The organism is Rahnella sp. NRRL B-41462 (assembly GCF_003263525.1).
Classification (GTDB): Bacteria; Pseudomonadota; Gammaproteobacteria; order Enterobacterales; family Enterobacteriaceae; genus Rahnella; species Rahnella aceris.
On record NZ_JYDF01000023.1, the window covers coordinates 89,547 to 112,995 of the forward strand.

At 48.4% G+C, this 23,449-nt stretch carries 19 protein-coding genes; 14 read left to right on the forward strand and 5 right to left on the reverse strand.

The window, feature by feature from the left end:
- Nucleotides 1-59 precede the first annotated feature (59 nt).
- From UC14_RS07535 to UC14_RS07575, 9 genes are all read left to right on the forward strand, one after another.
- Entirely contained in the window at nt 60-1,085 is a 1,026-nt protein-coding gene (locus UC14_RS07535) for a cellulase family glycosylhydrolase (protein ID WP_112197491.1), read from the forward strand.
- Between the two features lie 48 nt (nt 1,086-1,133).
- Nucleotides 1,134-2,372: a glycosyltransferase gene (locus UC14_RS07540; RefSeq protein WP_112197492.1), complete on the forward strand. Its 1,239-nt coding sequence runs from the start codon at nt 1,134-1,136 to the stop codon at nt 2,370-2,372.
- Nucleotides 2,373-2,376: 4 nt separating this feature from the next.
- Nucleotides 2,377-3,393 (forward strand): polysaccharide pyruvyl transferase family protein, encoded by a 1,017-nt coding sequence (locus UC14_RS07545; protein WP_112197493.1) that lies wholly within the window; start codon nt 2,377-2,379, stop codon nt 3,391-3,393.
- Nucleotides 3,394-3,411: 18 nt separating this feature from the next.
- Nucleotides 3,412-4,875: a lipopolysaccharide biosynthesis protein gene (locus tag UC14_RS07550; protein ID WP_037033313.1), complete on the forward strand. Its 1,464-nt coding sequence runs from the start codon at nt 3,412-3,414 to the stop codon at nt 4,873-4,875.
- 8 nt (nt 4,876-4,883) lie between these two features.
- Nucleotides 4,884-5,873 (forward strand): glycosyltransferase family 2 protein, encoded by a 990-nt coding sequence (locus UC14_RS07555; RefSeq protein ID WP_112197494.1) that lies wholly within the window; start codon nt 4,884-4,886, stop codon nt 5,871-5,873.
- A gap of 118 nt (nt 5,874-5,991) precedes the next feature.
- Nucleotides 5,992-7,413 (forward strand): mannose-1-phosphate guanylyltransferase/mannose-6-phosphate isomerase, encoded by a 1,422-nt coding sequence (locus tag UC14_RS07560; protein WP_037033311.1) that lies wholly within the window; start codon nt 5,992-5,994, stop codon nt 7,411-7,413.
- A 14-nt stretch (nt 7,414-7,427) separates the two neighbouring features.
- Nucleotides 7,428-8,807: a phosphomannomutase CpsG gene (cpsG, locus tag UC14_RS07565; RefSeq protein ID WP_037033310.1), complete on the forward strand. Its 1,380-nt coding sequence runs from the start codon at nt 7,428-7,430 to the stop codon at nt 8,805-8,807.
- A gap of 85 nt (nt 8,808-8,892) precedes the next feature.
- Entirely contained in the window at nt 8,893-10,047 is a 1,155-nt protein-coding gene (locus tag UC14_RS07570; protein ID WP_112197495.1) for a glycosyltransferase family 4 protein, read from the forward strand.
- Between the two features lie 138 nt (nt 10,048-10,185).
- Nucleotides 10,186-11,256: a GDP-mannose 4,6-dehydratase gene (locus tag UC14_RS07575; RefSeq protein ID WP_015690360.1), complete on the forward strand. Its 1,071-nt coding sequence runs from the start codon at nt 10,186-10,188 to the stop codon at nt 11,254-11,256.
- A gap of 87 nt (nt 11,257-11,343) precedes the next feature.
- Here UC14_RS07575 and UC14_RS07580 read toward each other — a convergent pair whose 3' ends face one another.
- Complete coding sequence (locus tag UC14_RS07580) at nt 11,344-12,357, reverse strand: substrate-binding domain-containing protein (protein WP_037033306.1); 1,014 nt, start codon at nt 12,355-12,357, stop codon at nt 11,344-11,346.
- 9 nt (nt 12,358-12,366) lie between these two features.
- Nucleotides 12,367-13,974: a methyl-accepting chemotaxis protein gene (locus tag UC14_RS07585; RefSeq protein ID WP_013576863.1), complete on the reverse strand. Its 1,608-nt coding sequence runs from the start codon at nt 13,972-13,974 to the stop codon at nt 12,367-12,369.
- A gap of 543 nt (nt 13,975-14,517) precedes the next feature.
- On the opposite strand from UC14_RS07585, the gene UC14_RS07590 reads away from it, so the two are divergent.
- Nucleotides 14,518-15,822, forward strand: a complete 1,305-nt coding sequence (locus UC14_RS07590) for an Nramp family divalent metal transporter (protein ID WP_013576862.1) — start codon at nt 14,518-14,520, stop codon at nt 15,820-15,822.
- An 11-nt stretch (nt 15,823-15,833) separates the two neighbouring features.
- Here the strand turns inward: UC14_RS07590 and UC14_RS07595 are convergent, their stop codons facing one another.
- Genes UC14_RS07595 through UC14_RS07605 form a run of 3 tightly spaced genes read right to left on the reverse strand, consistent with a single transcriptional unit; the run spans nt 15,834 to nt 18,801 of the window.
- The gene (locus UC14_RS07595) at nt 15,834-16,796 is read right to left on the reverse strand and encodes a YbhN family protein (protein WP_015690358.1); all 963 of its coding nucleotides are present in this window, start codon (nt 16,794-16,796) and stop codon (nt 15,834-15,836) included.
- A complete protein-coding gene (gene clsB / locus UC14_RS07600; RefSeq protein WP_013576860.1) occupies nt 16,796-18,043 on the reverse strand; it encodes a cardiolipin synthase ClsB in 1,248 nt (415 codons plus the stop codon). Before clsB ends, UC14_RS07595 begins: the two co-directional genes overlap by 1 nt.
- Nucleotides 18,040-18,801, reverse strand: coding sequence for an endonuclease/exonuclease/phosphatase family protein (locus UC14_RS07605; RefSeq protein ID WP_013576859.1), 762 nt, complete (start codon nt 18,799-18,801; stop codon nt 18,040-18,042). The genes clsB and UC14_RS07605 overlap by 4 nt, the downstream gene beginning before the upstream one ends.
- Before the next feature lie 285 nt (nt 18,802-19,086).
- Between UC14_RS07605 and rbsK the strand changes: the two genes are divergently transcribed.
- The 4 genes from rbsK to UC14_RS07625 all read left to right on the forward strand — a co-directional run bounded on the left by rbsK (nt 19,087) and on the right by UC14_RS07625 (nt 23,324).
- Nucleotides 19,087-20,301, forward strand: a complete 1,215-nt coding sequence (gene rbsK / locus UC14_RS07610) for a ribokinase (RefSeq protein WP_112197496.1) — start codon at nt 19,087-19,089, stop codon at nt 20,299-20,301.
- Nucleotides 20,302-20,395: 94 nt separating this feature from the next.
- Nucleotides 20,396-21,325, forward strand: coding sequence for a dihydrodipicolinate synthase family protein (locus UC14_RS07615; protein ID WP_015690356.1), 930 nt, complete (start codon nt 20,396-20,398; stop codon nt 21,323-21,325).
- Nucleotides 21,326-21,497: 172 nt separating this feature from the next.
- Complete coding sequence (locus tag UC14_RS07620; protein ID WP_198670060.1) at nt 21,498-21,992, forward strand: YhcH/YjgK/YiaL family protein; 495 nt, start codon at nt 21,498-21,500, stop codon at nt 21,990-21,992.
- A gap of 18 nt (nt 21,993-22,010) precedes the next feature.
- Nucleotides 22,011-23,324: an MFS transporter gene (locus tag UC14_RS07625; protein WP_173362116.1), complete on the forward strand. Its 1,314-nt coding sequence runs from the start codon at nt 22,011-22,013 to the stop codon at nt 23,322-23,324.
- The last annotated feature ends 125 nt before the right edge of the window (nt 23,325-23,449 follow it).

Sequence of the window (23,449 nt, forward strand, 5' to 3'; positions counted from 1 at the left end):
ATGATTATAGCTAAATTTAATGTATTACAATTGCCAAAGTTTAAAAAGAGGTGGGCGCGATGATTAATAAGGTAATGAGATGGGGCGTGAATGTCACTCTAATTGTACCTTTTGTTCTTCTATCAATAAACCAAGCTTTGGCGTTTAATGTCGGTGTGGGTGTACACCCCGATGGTTTCTATGGTACCCCTGAGGAATTTATTTCATTAATGAAGAAGTATGATATAAATTCCTTAAGAACAGATTATAAATGGGATTCTGTGGAAAAGGTAAAAGGACAATATTCTGTACCGAATAGTAAAACTGAAAAAGTGCTCGACATAGCTTACCAAAACGGAATTAATCCTGTTGTTATACTAGATTATGGAAACGAATTATATGGAAAAGGAAAGCCAATAACTGACGAGCAAGTTTCTGCTTTCTCTAACTATGCAGCATGGACTGTTAAGCATTTCAAAGGTAAGGCTTCTGTCTTTGAAATATGGAATGAATGGTCCAACAGGGTAGAACCTGGAGCTAATAATGATGAGTCTGCCAAAAACTACGTCAAGTTAGTGGAAGTTGTTTCAAAAGTTATTAAAAAAGAAAATCCGCAGGCGACTGTCATCGCCGGTTCTTTCAACCCTATGGATTATATTGATCTTCGATGGGGGAAAGAAATCGTCAAGCTGGGAATCCTGGATTATATTGATGGCCTGTCAGTGCATCCTTATACGTGGGGAAGTAAAAGAGCCTCAATCCCCGAATTCAATATAAAAATGCTTGATAAGACTCAACAGGACCTGATGGTGTTGGCAAAACGAACTTCACCTATACCTTTGTATATAACTGAGATGGGTTTCCCAACTTCTGATAAAAAGCCTGTTCTCACACAGCAAGAAATTGCTGACTATGCCTATAAGTATATCCTCCTGGCTAAAACTAAACCTTATATTAAAGGTGTGTGGTGGTACGATTTTATTAATGATGGGAATAATAAAAATTATCGTGAACATAATTTCGGTATTCTTAATAGAGATCTGAGTGAAAAATCTACAGCAGATGCTATAAAAAATGCTTCTAAAAGTATATCAATAGAAAAGTAACAGTCATTGTTTAGTATTGTTGCAGCTGTTTTTTAAAGGACGTTATTTATGAAGGTTGCATTTTTTGTCTACAAATTCCCAGTGGCATCAGAGACATTTATTATTAATCAAATTGCGTATTTTATAAAAAAAGGGATCGATGTTGAAGTCGTGTCAGTTTTCCCTGGTGATTTCAACATTAAACACAAGTCACTTACCCAGTATCGCATATTAGATAAAGTAAGATTTCTTCTGGATAAAGAACCAGACAGTAAGGGACAAAAACTCATTACCAGAGTTATTGCTGCTACCGGTGCACTTACAAATAAAAAAGCATTTGAAAGCTTGAATTTCAAAAAATATGGATATTACGCAAAAACTCTAATTTTATCCCAAATTTTATCTAGGAATAGCAGGAAAATAAAATCCGACATAAATATTGCACATTTTGGAACTACAGCAGCGTTGTTAAATCAACTAAAAAGATTGGGTTTTGTTGATGGGAAAATAGCTGCTGTTTTTCACGGTAATGATATTTCTCAAAAAAGAATTTTGAATTTGTTTCATTCCGATTATGAACAGCTATTCAATGATGCAAATTATATTTTTCCGGTGAGTGAGTTGTGGGCGAGTAAGATAGCCTTAACACCTGCAATAAAAAATAAAACACACGTGATAAGAATGGGCGTGAATGTTAGTAAATTCATTTATAAAGAACGGATTACTATCAGTCATCCAATAAAACTGCTCTCTATCGCCCGACTCACAGAAAAAAAAGGCATCTCAGTCGCTATAAATGCCTGCCTGTTATTGAAACAACAAAACGTTGACTTTGATTACACCATTATCGGGGACGGGCCTCTGCGAAAAGAACTTGAATCTCAGGTCGCCAATCTTGGGCTGGGTGACAAAATTGCCTTTTTAGGTGCGCAGACGCAAGAAACTGTCTCTGAATATTTAAATAACTCGGATGTGTTTTTACTACCTTCTGTCACGGCGTCAGATGGTGATATGGAAGGGATCCCGGTTGCACTGATGGAAGCAATGGCAATCGGTATACCTGTGATATCGACGTTTCACAGTGGCATCCCTGAGCTTATTGAAGATCGCGTGTCTGGTTTTCTGGTCAATGAAAATGATGCCGCCAGCATTGCAGGTGTCATCTCTGAAATAATCGATAATCCCGGTGTGTTGCCGGATATTTGTCGTAATGCGAAACAAAAAATTGATAACGAATTTGATCAGGATAAATCCTATTCCAGGATGTTAAATATTCTACTCGGCCAGCCATTAAATATTAACCGGTGATAAATTGAAAATTTACTATTATAAATCTGCGCATGGAAATTTTGGGGATGATCTTAACGCATGGATTTGGGATGCACTACTTCCTGGCTTTTTTGATGACAATGAGAACGTCAGGGTATCCGGTATTGGCACCATTATTACTTCCGCTATGCCGCCTGCTAAAAAGTGGTATGTCTTTTCGAGCGGGGTGGGTTATGGCTATCCACCGGCTAACTTTGGTGACAGCTCCTGGGAAACGTTGTGTGTCAGGGGGCCGCTCAGTGCTGAAATTTTGGGATTGCCGAAAGACAAGTTTATTACCGATGGCGCCGCGCTGTTAAACACGCTCGCCGAGTTTAAACCCCTCTCAGAAGCTGAACGTAAGGGGGTGATTTTTGTTCCTCATCACCATGCGCTCGTCACGGGGCAGTGGGAAAAGGTTTGTCAGCAGGCCGGGGTTGAGTTTGTGAATCCACAGTCGGATGCGAAGACCGTTATTCAAAAAATCCGAAATGCCAAACTGGTGCTGGCGGATGCCATGCATGCTGCGATTATTGCAGATGCAATGCGTGTACCTTGGGTTCCTTTGATTACTTCTTCACAAATCAATACATTCAAATGGTTAGACTGGACTCAGACAATAAACCTTCCTTACAGGCCAACTGTTCTGGGTAGCAGTTCATTGCGTGAGTGTATGCGTGATAAGGGTTTATATGTTTATGGCGAGAAATACCATTTACCTGATGCTGACGTTGAGTATGCCGTGAGTTATTTTAAAAAACAGCGTGAGCTGAAGAATAAAAAATGGTGGCCTCACTATCATGACCTGACACGTCTTGCCTTATACCGGATCCCTAATAAAGGTATTCAAATTATTGAAAAAACCGCTAAATTAAATCTTGATAATCGCTTTATCGATAATGCAGCCAATATCCTCTTAGCTGCCAGAAAACAGCCTGGTTTTTTGAGTGAGGATAATCAGTTTAATAATAATGTAGAACGTCTGCTGGCTGGTATTGATATACTTTCAAAATGCAAGTGATATGTAAAGGATGTAACCTTGAAATCTCAAGAAAACGCCCGCAGGCCCAGTATTCTTTCTGGTGCAATCTGGTCTATTCTGGATAATACTGCGTCTCAGGTCATTACGTTTGTCATATTTATTGTACTTGCTAAGATTTTAACGCCCAGTATATATGGCATGTTAAGTGTTTCTTTATTAGTGACTCAATTTTTCAAAAGCGTTCTCTTTGATAGTATTGCGACTTCAATTGTCAGGAAAAAATCACCTTCTGAAGTCGATTACAACTCTGCTCTTTTTTTGTGTTTTTCTTTATCTGTTCCCGCTTTTCTGATTGTTTTTTTCGCCGCTCCTTTTATTGAGGCGTATATGAACGTGCCGCAGTTAGCCAATGTGATCCGCGGCACTGGCGTTATTATCCTGGTGAGTGGTCTGAGTCGTACTCATGAAGCCTGGCTGTCGCATAATATGATGTTTCGCCCGTTAGCGATACGTTCTATGACGTCGATTTCTATCGGCGGTATTGTCGGGGTAGTAATGGCCTACAATGGCTTCGCCGTCGCCAGTTTAGTTGTGCAGCAAGTTGTGACGTCTTTGATTTCACTGGTAGCTCTGTGGGTGGCGACACCCTGGAAACCCAGAATGAAAATTTCCAGAGAATCAATGAAGGAATCATTGGGATTTTCAAAGCATGTCGCGTTGAGCAATGTCACTAACTTTGCAAATCAGAATAGCGATGTTTTCTTTATAACTTATTTCCTGGGAAGTGCAGCAGCGGGGATTTACTCTGCCGGCAAGCGTATTGTTAATACATTGAATCTGGTTCTGGCATCGGCCTTAATGCGTGTTTCACTGCCTGCATTCAGCCGTTATAAAAATGATATCAACGAGTTTGGTAAGAAGTATTTGCAGGCGACATATTTAACGGTGTTAGTCACTGCGCCTGCTTTTGTGGGGCTTGCAACATTGTCCCATGATATTACTTTTTTACTTTTAGGGCATAAGTGGATGAATTCTGTCCCTGTTATGCAAATTGTCAGTGCTGTCGGTTTTGTCACTTCAATTGGCTATTATAACCATTCAGTGATGTTTGCCAGAGATAAGCCTGAATGGCAGGCACGACTGACATTGGTTTACGCTATTACCAATGTGGTGGCTTTTTATTTCTTTGTAAGATTTGGACTTATCGCTACCGCTCTCGTCTTCTCAATCCGAACCGTGTTGCTTTACCCTATTTCAGCATGGTGTGCCCTGACTCTGTTGAATTTAACTTTCAAACAATACGTAAAAGAGTTGATTACGCCCGTTATTTGTTCAGTTCTGATGTGCATGATACTCGTGGCGGTACAACAATACGCTGTCCTGAGCGAGTCCTGGTTTGGATTAATGATAAAAATAGGTATTGGTGCAGTGTGTTATTTTGCTTTGATTTTTACTTTCTCCTCAGTGAGTAAGAGAACAATGATTTTTTCTCTTGCAAGAAAAATTCTTCAGAGAGGATAAATGATCTCATGGAAAAAAACTCATCCTTAGTGAGTATCTTAATACCCGTCTATAATTCAGAAAAATTCCTCAGGAAAGCGCTTCAGTCAGTTGCAGATCAGACATATTCAAACGTGGAAATAGTTATCGTGGATGATTGTTCGAAAGACTCATCGCGAAAAATTGTCACCACTTTTTTTGAAGAATATGAACACATCCAGCACAAAGTCATCAATAATAAAATCAATCAAGGGGTCTCTTTTGGGAGAAATACTCTGGTTGATAATGCTTCAGGAGAGTTTATCTGTTTCTTAGATTCAGATGATTATCTTGAACCTGATTTTGTCAGTTACCTGCTCGGAGTTCTGACGAAAAATAATACCAGTATGGGGCAGTGCCTGTATTTTTCTGAGGAACCCTCGGGAGTCTCCGTTGGCAAAACGAATGATTTTGCATCAGATACTACCTTACAGGGTAAAAATGCTGTTTTTTCCATGCTGGAGGGTAAGGTAACGGGATATTTGTGGCATAAAATCTTTAAACGCGACTTGTTTGATGGCATTCGGTTTGATACTACATTGACCGTTTTTGAAGACTACGAAGTGATTATGAAAATGTTTGTTAACGGAGCAAGTATCGCTTTCGGTAATGAGCGTAAATATCATTATATCCAGCACGCGTCGTCATTAACTAAACAATCTTACCTTAAAATATTAAACCGACTGGAATACCTTAACAGGACGAAGTCACTTGTATCGCCACTTATTATCTCTGAAACCGATAAAGAAAAATGGGCTAAACATAGTTATCTGGTCATTTTAATGGTGTTTATCAATGCCGTCAGATATGGGGCGCCGTTAAAGGATGTTATTGGCATCAGGCGCTCTATTGATCTCTCGTATGTTGCGAAATTATCTAAATCGGTCAGTTTAAAGAAACTCTCCGCCATTTCATTAATTAAAGTTTCCCCCTATTTGTTTTATTTTATGCTTAAGACTGCTTTTAAAATAAAAGCATAGTGTTTTTCATATCCCTTTGTACCCTGCTGAATTATTAGTAAGTTATTCCTCTGCACACTGAGTGGTTGTATTCGGTGGTTTAATCTTATTTAACTCTTTTATTTTTGAGACGAAAACTATGATCCTTCCAGTAATCATGGCTGGCGGCACCGGTAGCCGTTTGTGGCCAATGTCTCGTGAGCTTTATCCAAAACAATTTCTTCGTCTGCATGGCGATAATTCCATGTTGCAGGAAACGGTCACCCGTTTAAAAGGGCTGGACGTTTCTGCACCGCTGGTTATTTGTAATGAAGAGCATCGTTTTCTTGTTGCCGAACAATTGCGACAAATAGACCAGCTCTCTGACAATATTATTCTTGAGCCTGTCGGGCGCAATACGGCGCCTGCTATTACGCTGGCTGCGCTCAGTGCCATCGACGACGGTTCTGATCCGTTACTGTTGGTGCTTGCTGCCGACCATGTGATCGAGTCTCCGGATGCCTTCCATCAGGCCGTGCAGAATGCTATTCCGTTCGCTGAGCAGGGGAAACTGGTCACGTTCGGTATCGTGCCAACAGGCCCTGAAACCGGTTACGGTTATATCCAGCGGGGAACAGAATTCAGCAGTGATGCCGATCCTGTTTTTCGGGTGCAGCGTTTTGTCGAGAAACCGAATCTTGAGACCGCATTGCAATATCTGGAAAGCGGCGAGTATTACTGGAACAGCGGTATGTTTTTGTTCCGCGCCAGACGTTTTCTTGAAGAGATGGCGAAATTCAGGCCGGACATACTCGAAGCCTGTCAGAAAGCGATTGAAACTTCGCATACTGATGAGCAGCAAGATTTTATTCGTGTAGATAAAGCGGCATTTATTTCCTGCCCGGATGAATCGGTTGATTATGCCGTAATGGAAAAAACCACGGATGCGATTGTTGTTCCGTTAGATGCGGGCTGGAATGATGTGGGTTCCTGGTCGGCGCTTTGGGAAGTGAATGATAAAAACGCTGAAGGGAATGCCATCAATGGCGATGTATTTACCCATAATGCGAACAATTGTTATATCAACACCGATGAGAAATTGGTGGCCGCCATTGGTGTGGATAATCTGGTCATCGTAAATACGAAAGATGCCGTTTTAGTGATTGATAAAAACCAGGTGCAGGACGTTAAAAAAGTCGTCGAATATTTAAAAAATAATAAACGACGGGAATATCGTTTGCACCGCGAATCCTATCGCCCGTGGGGCCGTAACGATAATGTTGTGACTGCACCCCGTTATCATGTGAACCGCATCACCGTTAAACCGGGCGGACAGTTCTCATTACAAATGCACCATCACCGCGCGGAGCACTGGGTTATTCTGTCGGGCACCGCCAGAGTTATTCTCGAAGATAAAAATTATCTGCTCAGTGAAAATGAATCAACGTTTATCCCTATTGGGGCTCAGCATATGTTAGAGAACCCGGGAAAAATTCCTCTGGAACTTCTGGAAATTCAGTCAGGATCCTATCTGGAAGATGACGATATTATCCGTATAAAAGATCACTATGGTCGCTGTTAATTTGGGGATGAAATATGTCAGGTACATTAACTTGCTTTAAAGCTTACGATATCCGCGGTGAATTAGGCGTCGAATTAAATGAAGATATTGCCTATCGCATAGGGCGTGCTTACGGGGAATATTTAAAACCTAATAAAATGGTATTGGGGGGCGATGTCCGCTTAACCAGCGAAGCATTAAAACTTGCGCTGGCGAAAGGTTTGCAGGATGCGGGAACCGACGTTGTTGATATCGGCGTGACCGGTACAGAAGAAATCTATTTTGCGACGTCTTATTTGTGCCTTGATGGCGGCATTGAAGTGACGGCCAGCCACAATCCGATGAACTACAACGGCATGAAACTGGTACGTGAAGATTCCCGTCCGATCAGCGGCGATACCGGCTTACGTGATATTCAGGCGCTGGCGGAAGCTAATAATTTTCCACCGGTCGATCAGGCTAAGCGCGGCAGTTACGAGAAAGCCTCTGTGCTGGATGAGTATGTTGATAAGCTGCTCAGCTTTATCAATGTAGAGAACTTTACCCGCCCTTTAAAGCTGGTGTTTAATTCCGGTAATGGGGCAGCGGGCCATGTTGTTGATGCCATCGAACAGCGGTTTATTGCAGCTGGAGTGCCGGTTGAATTTATCAAAGTTCACCATGAGGCAGACGGCACATTCCCGAACGGTATTCCTAACCCGTTATTGCCGGAGTGCCGTCAGGACACGACGGATGCCATCATTAAGCACAACGCAGATATGGGGATCGCTTTTGACGGTGATTTTGACAGATGTTTTCTCTTTGATGATGCCGGTAATTTTATCGAAGGGTATTACATCGTCGGTCTGCTTGCCGATGCCTTCCTCGAAAAATATCCTAACTCAAGAATTATCCATGACCCGCGTCTGAGCTGGAATACCATTGATATTGTCACCGGTGCGGGTGGCGTGCCTGTTATGTCGAAAACCGGCCATGCTTTTATTAAAGAGCGTATGCGTCAGGAAGATGCGGTCTATGGTGGTGAGATGAGCGCCCATCATTACTTCCGCGATTTCTATTATTGCGACAGTGGGATGATCCCCTGGCTGCTGGTCGCTGAATTATTGCATCTGAAAGGCAAGTCTCTGCGGCAACTGATTAATGACCGGATCACGGCCTATCCTGCGTCCGGCGAAATTAACAGCTATTTGCAGCAGCCTAAAGAATCCATTGCCCGTGTATTAGCCATGTATGAAGGTGAGGCGGTTAATGTCGATCATACTGACGGGATCAGTCTTGAGTTTGACGAATGGCGTTTCAATCTCCGCAGTTCTAATACAGAACCTGTTGTAAGGTTGAATGTTGAATCCCGCGCAAATACAAAACTCATGCAGGAACAAACCAGAAGAATTCTTTCTATCCTCCGCAGTATGTAATTATTAAAAATATCTTATTTAAGTGAGTAATGATAACTCGCTGTGGGTTTGTATTACTCACTTTTCATTTTATAAGGTTTAAATTATGTCACATGATGTGAGTGTTGGGATTGTTGCTGACTGGTTGGTGACATTTGCAGGGTCAGAAAAAGTTATTGCAGAGTTTATTAAATTATACCCAAATGCTGATATTTATTCTGTTGTCGATTTTCTTTCTGATGAATCCCGGAAGAAATTCTATGGAAAAGAAGCGACGACCTCTTTTATACAGCGGTTACCTTTTGCGAAGAAGAAATATCAGCAGTATCTGCCTTTAATGCCGCTGGCTATCGAGCAGCTTGATGTGACGGGGCATGACATTGTGCTTTCCAGCAGTCATGCGGTGGCTAAAGGGGTATTGACCGGCCCTGATCAGCTGCACATCAGTTATGTGCATTCGCCGATCCGCTATGCCTGGGATTTTCAGCACCAGTATTTGCGTGAGGCGGGGCTGAACAAAGGCCTGAAAGGGAAACTGGCCCGCTGGTTCTTGCATAAAATCAGGATTTGGGATTACCGGACAGCCAATGGCGTGGATCATTTTATCGCTAATTCCCAGTTTATTGCCCGGCGAATCAAGAAGGTCTATGGCCGGGATGCGGATGTTATTTATCCTCCCGTCGATGTAGAACGTTTTACTTTGCAGGAGAATAAAGAAGACTTCTATTTTACCGCCTCCCGCATGGTGCCTTATAAGCGTATCGACCTGATTGTTGAAGCATTCAGTCAGATGCCGGATAAGAAACTGGTGGTGATCGGTGACGGTTCTGAAATGGCGAAAATAAAATCCCGGGCTGGCAGCAATATCGAAATTCTGGGCTATCAGCCTGACGATGTGATGCAAGATTACATGCGGCGCACCCGGGCGTTTGTTTTTGCTGCTGAAGAAGATTTTGGCATTACGCCGGTCGAAGCACAGGCCAGCGGGACGCCGGTTATTGCCTTTGGCAAAGGCGGTGTTCTCGAGACCATCAGACCTTATGGCGAAAGTAATGCCACCGGGGTATTTTTCTCAGAACAAACGGCGGAATCACTGATTAACGCCGTGCGTCACTTTGATACGATTAAAGACTCTATCCTGCCCAAGGACTGCCGCGAAAACGCTTTAAAGTTCTCTGCACAAAGATTTCATGATGAGCTGGATGAGTATATCAAAACAAAATGGCATGACTTCAATGAACGTAAACGCATCGTTTATTAATTTTTATCCTTTTTAATATTGTTCTTTTTTCTGTCGTTGACTGTTTGTTCTGCGATTCATCTTACTCAACATAACCTTGCAATTATAATCGTGCATCTGTCCGGATGCGTTTTTTAAATTGTAATCTAAGGGTTTACTATGTCTAAGGTCGCTCTTATTACCAATATCTCCGGGCAGGACGGGTCTTATCTGACTGAGCTTTTGCTTAAAAAAGGCTATACAGTCCATGGGATTATCCTGCACAGCCCGGTACCCGATACTGAATTTGTCACTGATGATTTACATGCAAACAATCCTGATTTCCATATTCATCATTATGGCTGGGGTGAAATCTTAGATCTGAGGAGTTTGCTGGCGTTAATTCGCCCGGATGAAATTTATAATCTGGATATCACCAGTGAAACTACCGCGCATTCTACATTTCCTGTCACCGGGATCAGTGCGCTGAGAATGCTGGAGGCTATCCGTTCTGAGGGGCTGGAGCGCACAACCCGTTATTATCATGCTTCATCTTCCGCGTTGTGCGGGCTGGTTAACGGGATGACCATCAATGAAATGGTGACGTTTAATCTTCCACCTTCGGAGACCGTCGCCAGAGTCAGTGATTTCTGGACCGCCGTGAATTACCGGGAAACATTCGGTATGTATGCCTGTAACGGCATTCTGTTTAACCATGAGTCGCCGCGGCGCAGCGAAAGTTTTGTCACGCGTAAAATCACACGCGGGCTGGCGAACATTACTCAGGGGCTGGAGAAGTGCCTTTATCTGGGCAATCTGAATGCCTTACGTGACTGGGGGCATGCCAGAGATTACGTCAAAATGCAGTGGCTGATGCTGCAGCAGGACAAACCGGAGGACTTCGTCATTGCAACGGGCGTGCAGTTTACGGTGCGTCAGTTCGTGACTTTTGCGGCCCTTGAACTGGGGATCAAACTGCGGTTTGTCGGCAAAGGCGTGGAGGAAAAAGGGGTGATTGCGGCGATTATCAGCCCGGTCGCGGCAGCGCTGAAAGTCGGAGATGTGATTGTCGCCGTCGATCCGCGCTATATGCGCCCGTCGGAGGTCAGCAAGGTTTCGGTTAATCCGTCAAAAGCACGGCGTCAGTTAGGCTGGGCACCTGAAACCTCATTACAGGATCTGGTGATTGAGATGGTGCAGGCGGATCTGGCCTTCGCCAAAAAGGCGGCGCGTCTGAAGCTGTACGGCTAACGCCAGTCGCTGTTTCTGACGATGTACGAAAAAAGCCGGAGAATGCGCTGACATTCTCCGGCTTTTTTTTGCCTTCAGAAAAGCTGTTTATTTAGCGCCAAAACAGGCATCCAGCCCTGCCTGAGTATCTTTGCTTGCCAGACCTGGCATAGGTTTATCGGCGATAAGCGTGACGCCGGTATCCACATACCCGGAAACCTTTTTGCCGTGTCTGGCATAGGCAACGGCAGCATCAACACCCATCGCCGCCATCGTTAAAGGATACTGCTGGGCCGTGGCAGCAATCTTGCCTTCACGTACGTAATTTACCCCCGCACACCCGCCATCAACAGAGAGAATCATGGCATTCTTTTGTTTACCTGCCTCCTGCAAGGCTTTGTAGGCTCCGGCTGCGGCCGGTTCGTTGACGGTGTAAACCAGATTAATGTCCGGATGGGCTTTCAGGCAATTTGTCATGACCTCGTAGCCTTGTTTCTCTGCCCCTTCGCTATAGCCTGCACACACAATTTCGGGTGCGGCTGACAGTTCACTGGATTCGGCACCTGCCGCAGTTAAACCCAATCCTTTCATAAACCCGTTGTGCCTTCTTGCCCCTACCAGATGTCCTGGCGATAAATCCAGCATCGCTATTTTGAGGGGTTGTCCCGCGAACGTCAGCGGCATGGCCGCCTGAGCATACTGGCCAATCAATTCGCCAGCTTTATAGTTATCGGTGGCGAAGAGGGCATCGACGGCACTGATCGGATCCGTCGGGGAATCGAGGGCGATAACCTGCACGCCTTTCGCCCGGACCTCATCGAGTGCGGGCACAATGGCCTTAGCATCGCTCGGCGTAATGAGCAACGTAGTCGCACCAGAGGCCACCATGGACTGAATCGCGATGATCTGTGAAGGATAATCGCTGTCTTCTTTACCGGCTGCGGTAAGCAGTTTGACCCCGTGTACGGTGGCCCCCAGCATGGCACCTTCTTTCATTTTCAAAAAGAACGGGTTGGTGTCTGTTTTAGTAATCAGGCCTATCGTGATGTTCTCATTGCTGCTGGCAAGAGCTGCCGATGTCAGCAGGGTCGTCGCCACGGCAAAAACGCAGGAAATTTTCATGTAAATACCTTAGCGGGTGGCTGTTGCAGTGACATTAAGATTTCCCGCACGTGAAATATCAAATGCAGAAATCCCCTCCAGCAAGATATGGGCCTGTTGTTTTAAACTGTCTGCTGCCGCCGCACTTTGTTCCACTAACGCGGCATTCTGCTGCGTCGCCTCGTCCATGTTGACCACGGCTTTATTGACCTGATCGATGCCAGTATGTTGTTCGCTTGAGGCAAGGGTAATCTCAGCCATCAGGCTGTTGACGCCTTTGACCGCATTCACCACTTCCATCATGGTGGTGCCCGCTTCATCCACCAGCTTAGAACCGACGTTAATCCTTTCAACAGACTCGCTAATCAGGTTTTTAATTTCCTTGGCGGCATTGGCGCTGCGCTGTGCCAGCGTTCGCACTTCACCGGCAACTACCGCAAAACCACGTCCTTGCTCACCGGCACGGGCTGCTTCAACGGCGGCGTTAAGCGCCAGAATATTGGTCTGGAAAGCAATGCCTTCAATGACCGTGATGATCTGTGTCACTTTGCCTGAGCTTTCGGCGATTTCATGCATGGTGCTGACGACGCGTTCAACGACGTTGCCACCGCGTTGCGCCACTTGTGACGCACTTGTGGCCATCAGATTCCCCTGATGGGCATTGTCGGCGTTGTGTTTCACTGTCGCGGTCAGTTCCTCCATGCTTGCTGATGTCTGTTCCAGCGAGGAAGCCTGGGCTTCGGTCCGGCGACTCAGATCCTCATTGCCCAACGTAATTTCGGTGGATGCACTGACAATGCTTTCAGCGGAATTAGCCACCTGGTTGATTAACTGATGCAGTTTCGCCTGCATTCCGCCAAGCTCTGCCAGGACGCTGTTTTGTGGTGCGTTTTCCGCGCCTTTCACTTCACTGAGATCACCCGCAGCAATACGTTGTACCACCTGACCTAAAACAAGCGGTTCTTCACCCAGTGCACGGAACAGGGAACGGATAATAATGCCCCCCAGAATAACCGCCAGACTCAGTGCGACCAGGCTGATAACGATGAAAATGAGGCGGGTTTGTTGATACGCATCTTGTGCGGTATTCAGGCTCTCTTTAGCCCGTACGTTACTGTACTGGAGATAGTCATTGGTCGTATTCAGCAGCAGCGCCAACTGAGGTCGTAGCTCGCGATTCATGCGGTCAATCGCTTCAGCTTTCTTCTCTTCAAGGGCCAGATCAACAATATGTTTAGCAACCGGACGGTATCCTTCTTCCGCATTAGAAATCGCGGTCACGAATTGCCGATCCTTATCTGTGACGTCAGAGTGTTCTTTGATTGCCGCCTGAAGCCGGTTCAGCGCGGCTGCGGTTTTCTCTTCTGCAGCAGCAACTTGTCTTTTACCTGCTTCGATATCAGCAGCCTCACTGACCAGCACCAGCCCGTAAATATTCAATGAACTGTCTTTTACGCCGCTGAGAATTAAATTCACAGCCGCCTCACGGGCGGAAACCTGCTGTACGTGAGTTTTGAATCTGTTGTTGGCCTGGCTTAACGCGTTGATAGAGAGCAGGACTACTGCGAGAACAATGACGACTAAAACGCCAAATCCCAGCGTAAGCTGGGTGCGTACAGTAGTGTGTTTAAAAGACATAGTGGTAACTCCCTGAAATTGCGATTAAAAAGGTGCGGGCACCTTAAGTTATGACAACATTTCAATCAGTCTCGTGCGTAAAATGTCGTTACCGGAGTAGCCTGTCAGGAAACACAGGATAGAAATCTGTCGGGAAGAAACTGAAGTTGGTCACGTGAACCGAATGAGTTTTAGTGATTAAGTTAACGGCACACTGGCGAGGAAACTTGATAGCAGGGGGCGGACAGCCGGTTTGTTTGTCAGAAAAGTGTGATGTCTGTCAGGTTTTCATGCCGGCAATGTTTTCACGCGCTGTTGCGCATAACCTCTGAACGAAAGGCGCGGGCACAGGGCCGTCAGTGTGGCCGTCACGCCGGATTCATCATCAGAAAAATCATTCCATTTTTATAATCTCAGGCAATGATTCAAGTTTCATATTTTGAAACATAAAGCCCTTAATAACCCTCAAACTAAGCTTGCACTATAGAGTATAGCCAGTGCTATATTCGTCTTTGCCGGATAAAATTCACACAAAAATAACAAGCAAGAACAGGGCGGGGCAGTATGCGTGGAACAGGCCAGACTTCTTCTCTAACCGACAGAACCAATGCGGCGATTGCTAACGCCATGTCCGGCCGCAAACGCGGCCTGATGACACCGCTGTTGTTTGCGGGGCCTGCGGTGATCGCCTCGATCGCCTATATGGATCCGGGTAATTTTGCGACCAATATTCAGGCTGGCTCGCGCTATGGCTACGCGCTCCTGTGGGTGGTTGTCATGGCCAATATGATCGCCATGCTGTTTCAGGCGCTCTCCGCCAGACTGGGGATCGTCACCAACAGAAATCTGGCGGAAATGTGTCGCGACCAGTTCTCCAGACCCGTGGTTTGGGGGATGTGGGTGGGCAGCGAAATCGCCGCAATGGCGACCGATCTGGCCGAATTCCTCGGGGGGGCTTTAGCCCTGTCGTTACTGTTCCATATGCCGTTACTGGCCGGGATGGGTATCACGGCGCTGGTTACCTACGGCCTTTTGATGGTGGAAAAGCGTGGTTTCCGCCCTGTTGAGCTGATGATCGGCGGGTTAGTGGCGGTGATTGCACTGTGTTATCTGGTTGAAATGTTTATTGCGCAGGTTGACTGGGCCGCAGCCGGTCTGGGCATGGTGACACCGCAACTGCCCGACGCGCAGGCGCTGACCATTGCCGTGGGGATCATCGGAGCCACCGTGATGCCACATGCGATCTTCCTGCACTCGGGGCTGACTCAGCACCGTACCCATGCCAGGAATCCGGGCGAACGTCGTACACTGCTGCGTTTTTCTAATATTGAAGTGGTGATCGCGCTGACCCTCGCCGGATTGGTGAATATCGCGATGGTGATTATGGCCGCGAGTGCCTTCCATGCCGGCCACAGCGATGTGGCGGAAATCGAAACGGCTTACCACACCCTGACTCCGCTGTTAGGGGCGGGGGCGGCAGGTTTCTTCCTGCTGTCATTGATTGCTTCCGGTATTTCCAGTTCAGTGGTAGGCACTATGGCAGGCCAGATGATCATGCAGGGCTTCGTCGGTTTTCGCATTCCCGTCTGGTTGCGCCGTCTGGTCACCATGATCCCTGCGTTTATCGTGGTGGCGATGGGCGTTAATGCCACCGACGCGCTGGTATACAGCCAGGTGGTGCTCAGCCTGGCGTTGCCTGCGCCGATGATTGCATTGGTGATATTCACCAGCCGTCGCGACATCATGGGGGAGTTTGTTAACAGCCGCCTGACTGTCGTGACTTCCATCATCGGCACCGTGGTGATTGTGGCGCTCAATATCATCCTGCTGCTGCAAACATTTGGCGTGAATATCCCCGGTCTGGAATAAAGCCAGAAGGCTTACTTCGCCATCGCCTTCTGGTTCTTCGCCCGCAATTTCTTCGCCCGGCTCTCCAGCATCAAATAGCACACCAGCGCCAGCAGCAGCGGCAGGAAGTAGTAGAGCATACGGTAGGCCAGCAGGGCGGCGATAATCGTGCCCTGCGACGTATGTTCTCCGGCCAGCAGGGCGATAAACACCGCTTCCAGCACGCCGATCCCCGCCGGAATATGCACAATCACCCCGGCGATACTGCTGACTAACAGCACGCCCAGCACAAAGAAATAGTTCACATCCTCGCCTAACAGCAGCCAGATAATCGCCCCCATGGCCATCCAGTTGGCGCTGGAAATTACCATCTGCGCCACGGCAAATTTAAACGACGGTAGCACCAGTTTTTGCCCTTTCACCGTCATATGGCGGCGTTTAGCATAGGCGCAGAACCAGACGTAAGTGGCCACCATCGCCAGCAGCACAATGCCCATAATGCGCAGTGTGCCTTCGTCGATGTACCAGTGCGAAGGCAGCTCCACGACGCCGAAGGTGAAGATAATTCCGCCGAGCAAAATATAGCCAAGCCAGTTGGTGGTAATGCTCAGTGAGAAAATGCGGGTGATCGTGGCGCCGGGCAGACCCAGGCGGGAGTAGAGCCGGTAACGCATGCCGATGCCGCCAACCCAGGTGCTGAGCGTGAGGTTAAAGGCGTAGCAGATAAATGACACCAGCATCACCTGACGGGCCGCGAGTTTGTGCCCGCAATAAGCGCGCGCCAGCAGATCGTAACAGCCGTACAGCAGATAGCTGATGATCACCAGCACCACTGATATCAGCAGTGGCGTGCGGTTGTAATTGCGAATGACCTTCCACACGTCTTCCCAGTTGACCGTGCGGGCGTAAACCACCAGCAGCACAGCCACGGCGATAAAGAAAATCCAGGTGAGTATTTTTTTCGCCAGACGCCACTTCGGATGTGATGCAGACATTATGATTTCACCTCTGAATTCTCTGACGTCACCCGATCCTGCGTTTCAATTTCGGGTTGTACGGGCGGCTTTACCTGGGCAAGCCTTGGCGTGTGCGCCGGTAGCCAGCCGACCATGGCCGGGAATTTACGCAGGAAGTGAAACGCCACCACGCTTTTCGCCAGGTTCCACCAGGTGCGTTTCGGGGCCATAGTTTGATCCACGCGCTGGCAGTCTCTGGCGATAATACCGTGCAGGTTCTCGCGCAGCGTCTGGTTAAACGTCCGGTCGTGGATAATCAGATTGGCTTCAAGATTGAGCGACAGGCTCAGCGGATCGAGATTGCTGGAGCCGATCGTCGCCCAGTGAGCATCCATCAGCGCGACCTTGCCGTGCAGCGGACGACGGCGATATTCATACACCTGCACACCGCCTTTCAGCAGATAGTTGTACAGCAGCTCTGCACCGACTTTTACAATCGGCATATCCGGCTCGCCCTGCACGATGAGTTTTACCTGCACGCCGCGGCGGGCTGCATTGCGCATGGCGTGAAGCAGACGGTAACCAGGAAAGAAATAGGCGTTGGCGATAATCACTTCGCGCCTGGCGCTGGCCAGCATTTTCAGATAGTGACGCTCAATATCATCCCGGTGATCGTCATTATCGCGCCAGACAAACAGCGCCTGCGCCTCGCCGGGATTGCGATTTTCCGCCGCATGATAGCGGCGACGTTGCTGCCACCATCGGTGGGTATGCGCATGATCAGGCAGATTTTCCAGCTCAAACTGCAAAATGTCATCCACCACCGGGCCTTCCACCCGTACGGCGTAATCCTGCTTGGCCTCGGGACCGTAATCGGACATGTGCTCGGCGGAGTAATTAATCCCGCCGACAAACGCCACTGTATTGTCGATGACAACAATTTTACGGTGCATACGGCGGAAGAGATTGGTTCGCATACCGAACAGCGGCGGGCGCGGGTCGTAATAGCGAAACACCACGCCTGCTGAAGTCAGTTCGCCGACGAAATCATCGCTCAAATCAGGCGATCCGTAGCCGTCGAGCAGCACTTCAACCCCGATACCGCGCTGTGCGGCGCGCAGGAGCACCGCGTGTAACTGGCGACCCACGTCATCTTCAAACCAGATAAAGGTTTCGAGAATCACTTTACGCTGAGCGTTATCGATAGCGTCAAATACCGCCGGGTAATATTCGTCGCCATTTTCCAGAAGCTGGATGTGGTTGCCTTCCCGCCATGCGGTTTTCATAGATGGATCTCCGCGCTTAACGGGGCATGATCGGACAGATGACGCCAGTTACGCAGCGGCAGCACCGCAGGCGCGCTGGCATTGGCATTTTTCACATAGATCCTGTCAAGACGCAGAAGCGGCATCCTGACCGGGAAAGTGCGCGCCGGGCGGCCTTTTGCGCGGGTGAAAATCTCATCGAGTCCCGCCTGTACTTTAAGCGGGCGATTGGCTTTTTGCCGCCAGTCGTTGAAATCGCCCGCCACCAGCACCGGTTCTCCCTGCGGGAAAGCGTTAACCCAGTCGGCCAGCATCTTGAGCTGCGCCTGGCGGTGCGCTTCGCGCAGACCCAGATGTACGCAAATCACGTGGACAGGAGACCCAAGCTGCGGGGGCACGATACGGCAGTACAACAGGCCGCGATTCTCGCTACCCGCGACTGACACGTCGCGATTCTCGTAATGTTCAATGGGATAGCGTGAAAGGACGGCATTGCCGTGATGACCTTCCGGGTAGACCGCGTTGCGCCCGTAGGCGAAGTCGCTCCACATGGTGTCAGCAAGAAACTCGTAATGGGGGGTGTCCGGCCAGCTTTCCACGTGCAATGAATGCACATCATGTGCGCCCGTCACTTCCTGCAGGCAGACGATATCGGCACCGACGGTGCGTACCGCGTCGCGCAGCTCGGGTAAAATGAAGCGTTTATTAAACGCGGTGAAGCCCTTGTGAGTATTAATCGTCAGTACTTTCAATGAAAATTGCGGTCTTTGTTGGGTCATTCTTTATCCTGCCAGCGTCACTATCCTGATGAAAATAAAGTATAGTTTCTGTTACGAAAAGAGGCGGCGTCATGTGTGTCCGGGTGAAACGAGCACCGGGGTAATGCGCGCCCTCTTTTGACAGCCCCTCACTTTCGATGGCTCTTTTCTGCTCCTTTCTTCTCACTTCGCCAAATCAAAAATTCCCATTTTTGTTTACTTCCGTTTTGCTGGTTAAGCTATGAGCATCATCACTCTTTAATCAGTTTCGTGCACTTATTCTGAATACAGAGAAGGCGGGTGGATATGTTTCTTGAAGAACGTCGGCAGCAAATCCTGGAATATCTGGATAAAAACGAGCGGGTAAAAGTGGAGGTTTTGGCGTCCCTGTTTGCGGTGACCAGAGAGACCATTCGCAGTGATCTGAATGCCCTGGCGGCTGAAAAATTGGTTCAGCGATGTCATGGCGGTGCAATGGTGATACGGCGGAGTTTGCAGTCAAAGCTAATTGCTGACACCGGAGGCAACTTTGAAGTGTTGCTGCAACGGCTGCAGAGTCAGAAAAGAAAGCAGAGCGTACAACAGGGGAAAGGAAAGAACATGAAAGGTAAGGTTTGCATTCTGGGTTCATTTAACGTCGATATCGTGGCGAAGGTTGAACGTTTTCCAAAAGGCGGAGAATCCTTGTTGGCGCTGGGCAGCACGCTCGGCCCGGGCGGCAAAGGGGCGAATCAGGCCACGGCGGTCAGTCGTGCGGGTGCCAGAGTGCATTTCGTTTCCAAGGTGGGTAAGGACCAGTTCAGCCAGTTTGCTTATGATCACCTGACCTCCTCGGAGATCCACTCCTTTACCCTTTATCAGTCGGACACTGAGCCGACCGGCAACGCCATCATTTATGTCTCGCAGGAAAACGGCGAGAACATGATTGCCATTTATTCCGGTGCCAATAAAACCATCAGCGAAGACGAAGTGGCAGCGATCGCCCCCGAACTGGAAGATTCGGACGTGCTGCTCGTACAGCTCGAAAACAATTTTGCCGCTACCCTGAGCGCGATGAAATTGGCCAAAGCGCTGGGCGTGAAGGTGATACTCAACCCGGCCCCTTTCTCGAGCCATGCGCTTGAGTGTCTGGAATATGTTGACGTTATTACACCTAATGAAACTGAGGCATCGCAGCTTTCCGGCATTGACGTGAAGGATTTAGCCAGCGCCAAAGAGGCTGCACAGCGTATCGTCAGCCAGGGGGCGAGGCGGGTGATTATTACCATGGGATCGCGCGGCGCGTTGCTGTTTGACGGTAATCAGTTCCAGCACATTCCTGCCTTCCCGGCGCTGAGCGTTGATACCACCGGTGCAGGCGATGCTTTCAACGGCGCGCTGGCCTCAGGTATTGCCAATGGACAAAGTCTGGTTCAGGCGGCGACCTATGCCGCGGCGTTTGCCTCGCTGGCCGTCGAGCGTGAAGGTGCATCAAACATGCCTGATAAGGCTCAGGTTTCAGCACGTCTGGCGCAGCGATAAATGCTGCGGTAATTCTTTAGTTTCTTGTGACGGTCGCTGCCTTGATGCATTGAGTTTAGCGGCCACGTAATCGATTCCGTCTTAAGGAGCAGTCATGACTAAAAGTATTGAAGGCATCGTGCCGGTGATGTTGACCCCTTTCACCGAAGACAACCAGATTGACTATCCGGGCCTGACCCGTTTGATCGACTGGTATCTTGAGAAAGGTGTAGATGCGCTGTTCGCCGTGTGTCAGTCGAGCGAAATGCAGTTTCTGACCCTCGAAGAGCGCGTTGCGCTGGCCGGGTTTGTGGTGAAGCACGTTGCGGGGCGCGTGCCGGTGATTGCCTCGGGCCATATCAGTGATGATATCAATGACCAAATCAGTGAGCTGAGTGCGATGGCGAAAACCGGAGCCGACGCACTGGTGCTGGTCACCAACCATCTCGATCCGAAAAATCAGGGCAGTGAGACCTTCTTTGCCACCCTGGATAAGTTGCTGAGTGCCTTGCCTGAATCCATGCCGCTGGGTTTGTATGAGTGTCCTGCACCGTATCGCCGTCTGCTGACCGACGAAGAGCTCACTTACTGCGCCAACACCGGCCGCTTCGTTGTACTGAAAGACGTGAGCTGTGACCTGGCAACCGTTACCCGCCGCGTGAAGCTGGTGGCAAATACGCCGTTGAACATCATTAATGCTAATGCCGCGATTGCTTATCCGGCGATGCTGGCGGGGTCTAAAGGATTCAGCGGCGTGTTCACCAATTTCCACCCCGAGCTTTACAGCTGGCTGTATCACAAGGCGGCAACCCAGCCGCAACTCGCCGACGAGTTAGCCATTTTCCTGTCGCTGGGCGCGGTGACTGAAACACTGGGGTATCCGAAGAATGCCAAGATTTATCATCAGCGTCTGGGCACTTTCGACAGCGAGTTCTGCCGTGTGAATAAAGACAATGTGCTGGAAAAGTTCTGGGGGCTGACCGTATTGCTGGATCAAATTCACAGCGGCACGGCGCTGTGGCAGAAAAAAATCGCCGCCGTATAAGGTGAGATAGCCATGAGTGAGTGATGCGGATGAGTTGCCATCTTATCCGCTGATTAATGGCCTGGTCGGATATTCTATGCACATGATGATGCTGCCAGGCCGTCAGTTTCAAATCTATAACCTTTTTAGCCGTAATCCGACCCTGAATATAAATATAAAAGGATTATTCAACATGATCGTATGTTGCCTGAGAGACTGGGAACGTGAGAAATTCGCTTTCCATCCGATTATTAATAAAGGTATTGAGTATATTACTCAAACTGATTTTACCACGCTGACACCAGGGAAATTCGATATTATTCCGGACAAGATGTTTTGCCTTCTCCAGGAAATGAATACCGTTCCTGCTCATGAAATGCGGGCTGAGTCACATTTCAGGTTTGCAGATATTCAATTTCTCTTGCAGGGAGAAGAAACCATCGGTGTGGCGCGCGGTGCGGCGGAGCACGAGGTGGCAGAAGACCGGGCGGAGAAGCATGACATCGTGTTTTATCAGGAAACGAATAATGAATCGCTGATTCGTTTGGAACCCGGCATGTTTGCCGTTTTCTTTCCGCAAGATTTACATCGCCCTTGCTGTAATACCCGAAGTCAGTCTTTTATTCGTAAAGCTGTGATTAAAATTCACCTGAGTCTGTTCAATGATGACTTATTTATGAATAACTAATAGTGGATAATTAAAATGATGAAAGACGCTACCTCTCCTCCCGATACATCTTTGGTTAAAACGGCTGCTCCGGTTGTTTCACGCTTGCGCTGGGGCATTATTTTTATTTTGTTAATGGCGGCGGTCATTAATTATCTCGACCGTGCCAATTTAAGTATTGCTAATACCACCATTGCGAAAGAGTTTGGTTTCAGCCAGACGGAAATGGGCCTGCTGCTGTCTGCTTTCCTGTGGCCATATGCGCTGGCAAACCTGCCTGCGGGCTGGTTGGTTGACCGTTTCGGTCCTAAAAAAATGTTCTCGTGGGGCGTGGGGCTGTGGTCCACCTTCACGGTGATGGCAGGTTTCGTTAATGGTTATTCCATGTTCTATGCCCTGCGCATGCTGCTGGGCATTTCCGAATCACCGTTCTTTACCTCCGGCATCAAGATTACTCACCGCTGGTTCTCTGATAAAGAGCGCGCGCTGCCGACCTCCATCATCAATACCGGTTCGCAGATTGCCAATGCCATTGCACCGCCAATCCTGACCGTGCTGCTGTTAACGCTCGGCTGGCGCGGCATGTTTATTGCCATTGGCCTGGCGGGGATTCCGCTGCTGCTGGTATGGCTGAAATTTTACCGCAATCCGACCGAGCGCGAAGAAAAGGTGATCCACGCCAATTCTCAGCTGGTGCAGAAGTCGGTGACCGAAGTTAACGGCAATAACAAGGCGAGTTGGGGAGCGTTGTTCAGGCATAAAACCACCTGGTTTATGGTGATCGGCAACTTTTCTATCATGTTCACTATCTGGGTTTACCTGACCTGGCTGCCGGGCTACCTGGAAAAATCGCTGGGTTTTAGCCTGAAACAAACAGGCTGGCTGGCGGCCATTCCGTTCCTGGCGGGGATTTTAGGTGTGCTGTGCGGCGGGGCTATCTCTGACCGTCTTATCCGTCGCGGTGTGAAGACGATTACCGCGCGTAAGGTGCCGATTGTGGCCGGGGCAGCGCTGGCGGCCTGCTTTGTGGCGCCGATTCCTTTTGTGCACAACACAACACTGAGTATCGCGCTGCTGTCAGTTGGCTACTTCTTCTCGCAACTGCCGCAGGGTGTCATCTGGACGCTGGCCTCAGACATTGCGCCGAAAGAGCAGGTGGCATCGATGGGCGCCATTCAGAACTTTGGTGGGTTCCTGGGGGCGGCCTGTGCGCCGATTGTCACCGGGCTTATTCTGGATGCAACCGGGCAGTTCACCAACGTCTTCTTTCTCGGTGCCGGTTTACTGATGCTGGGCGCGTTAAGCTACGGACTGTTCGTGAAAAAGCCTATTTTGGTGACAATGTCGAAATAGCGACAATCGTAAACTTCATTAAACGCCTGGCTATCGGGGCGTTTAATGAGTACGGGTTACCCATGTTTCGCCTTTTGACACACTGAAGACAGTATGGAGAGTCCGCATCTCTGAAAGCAAAAAAC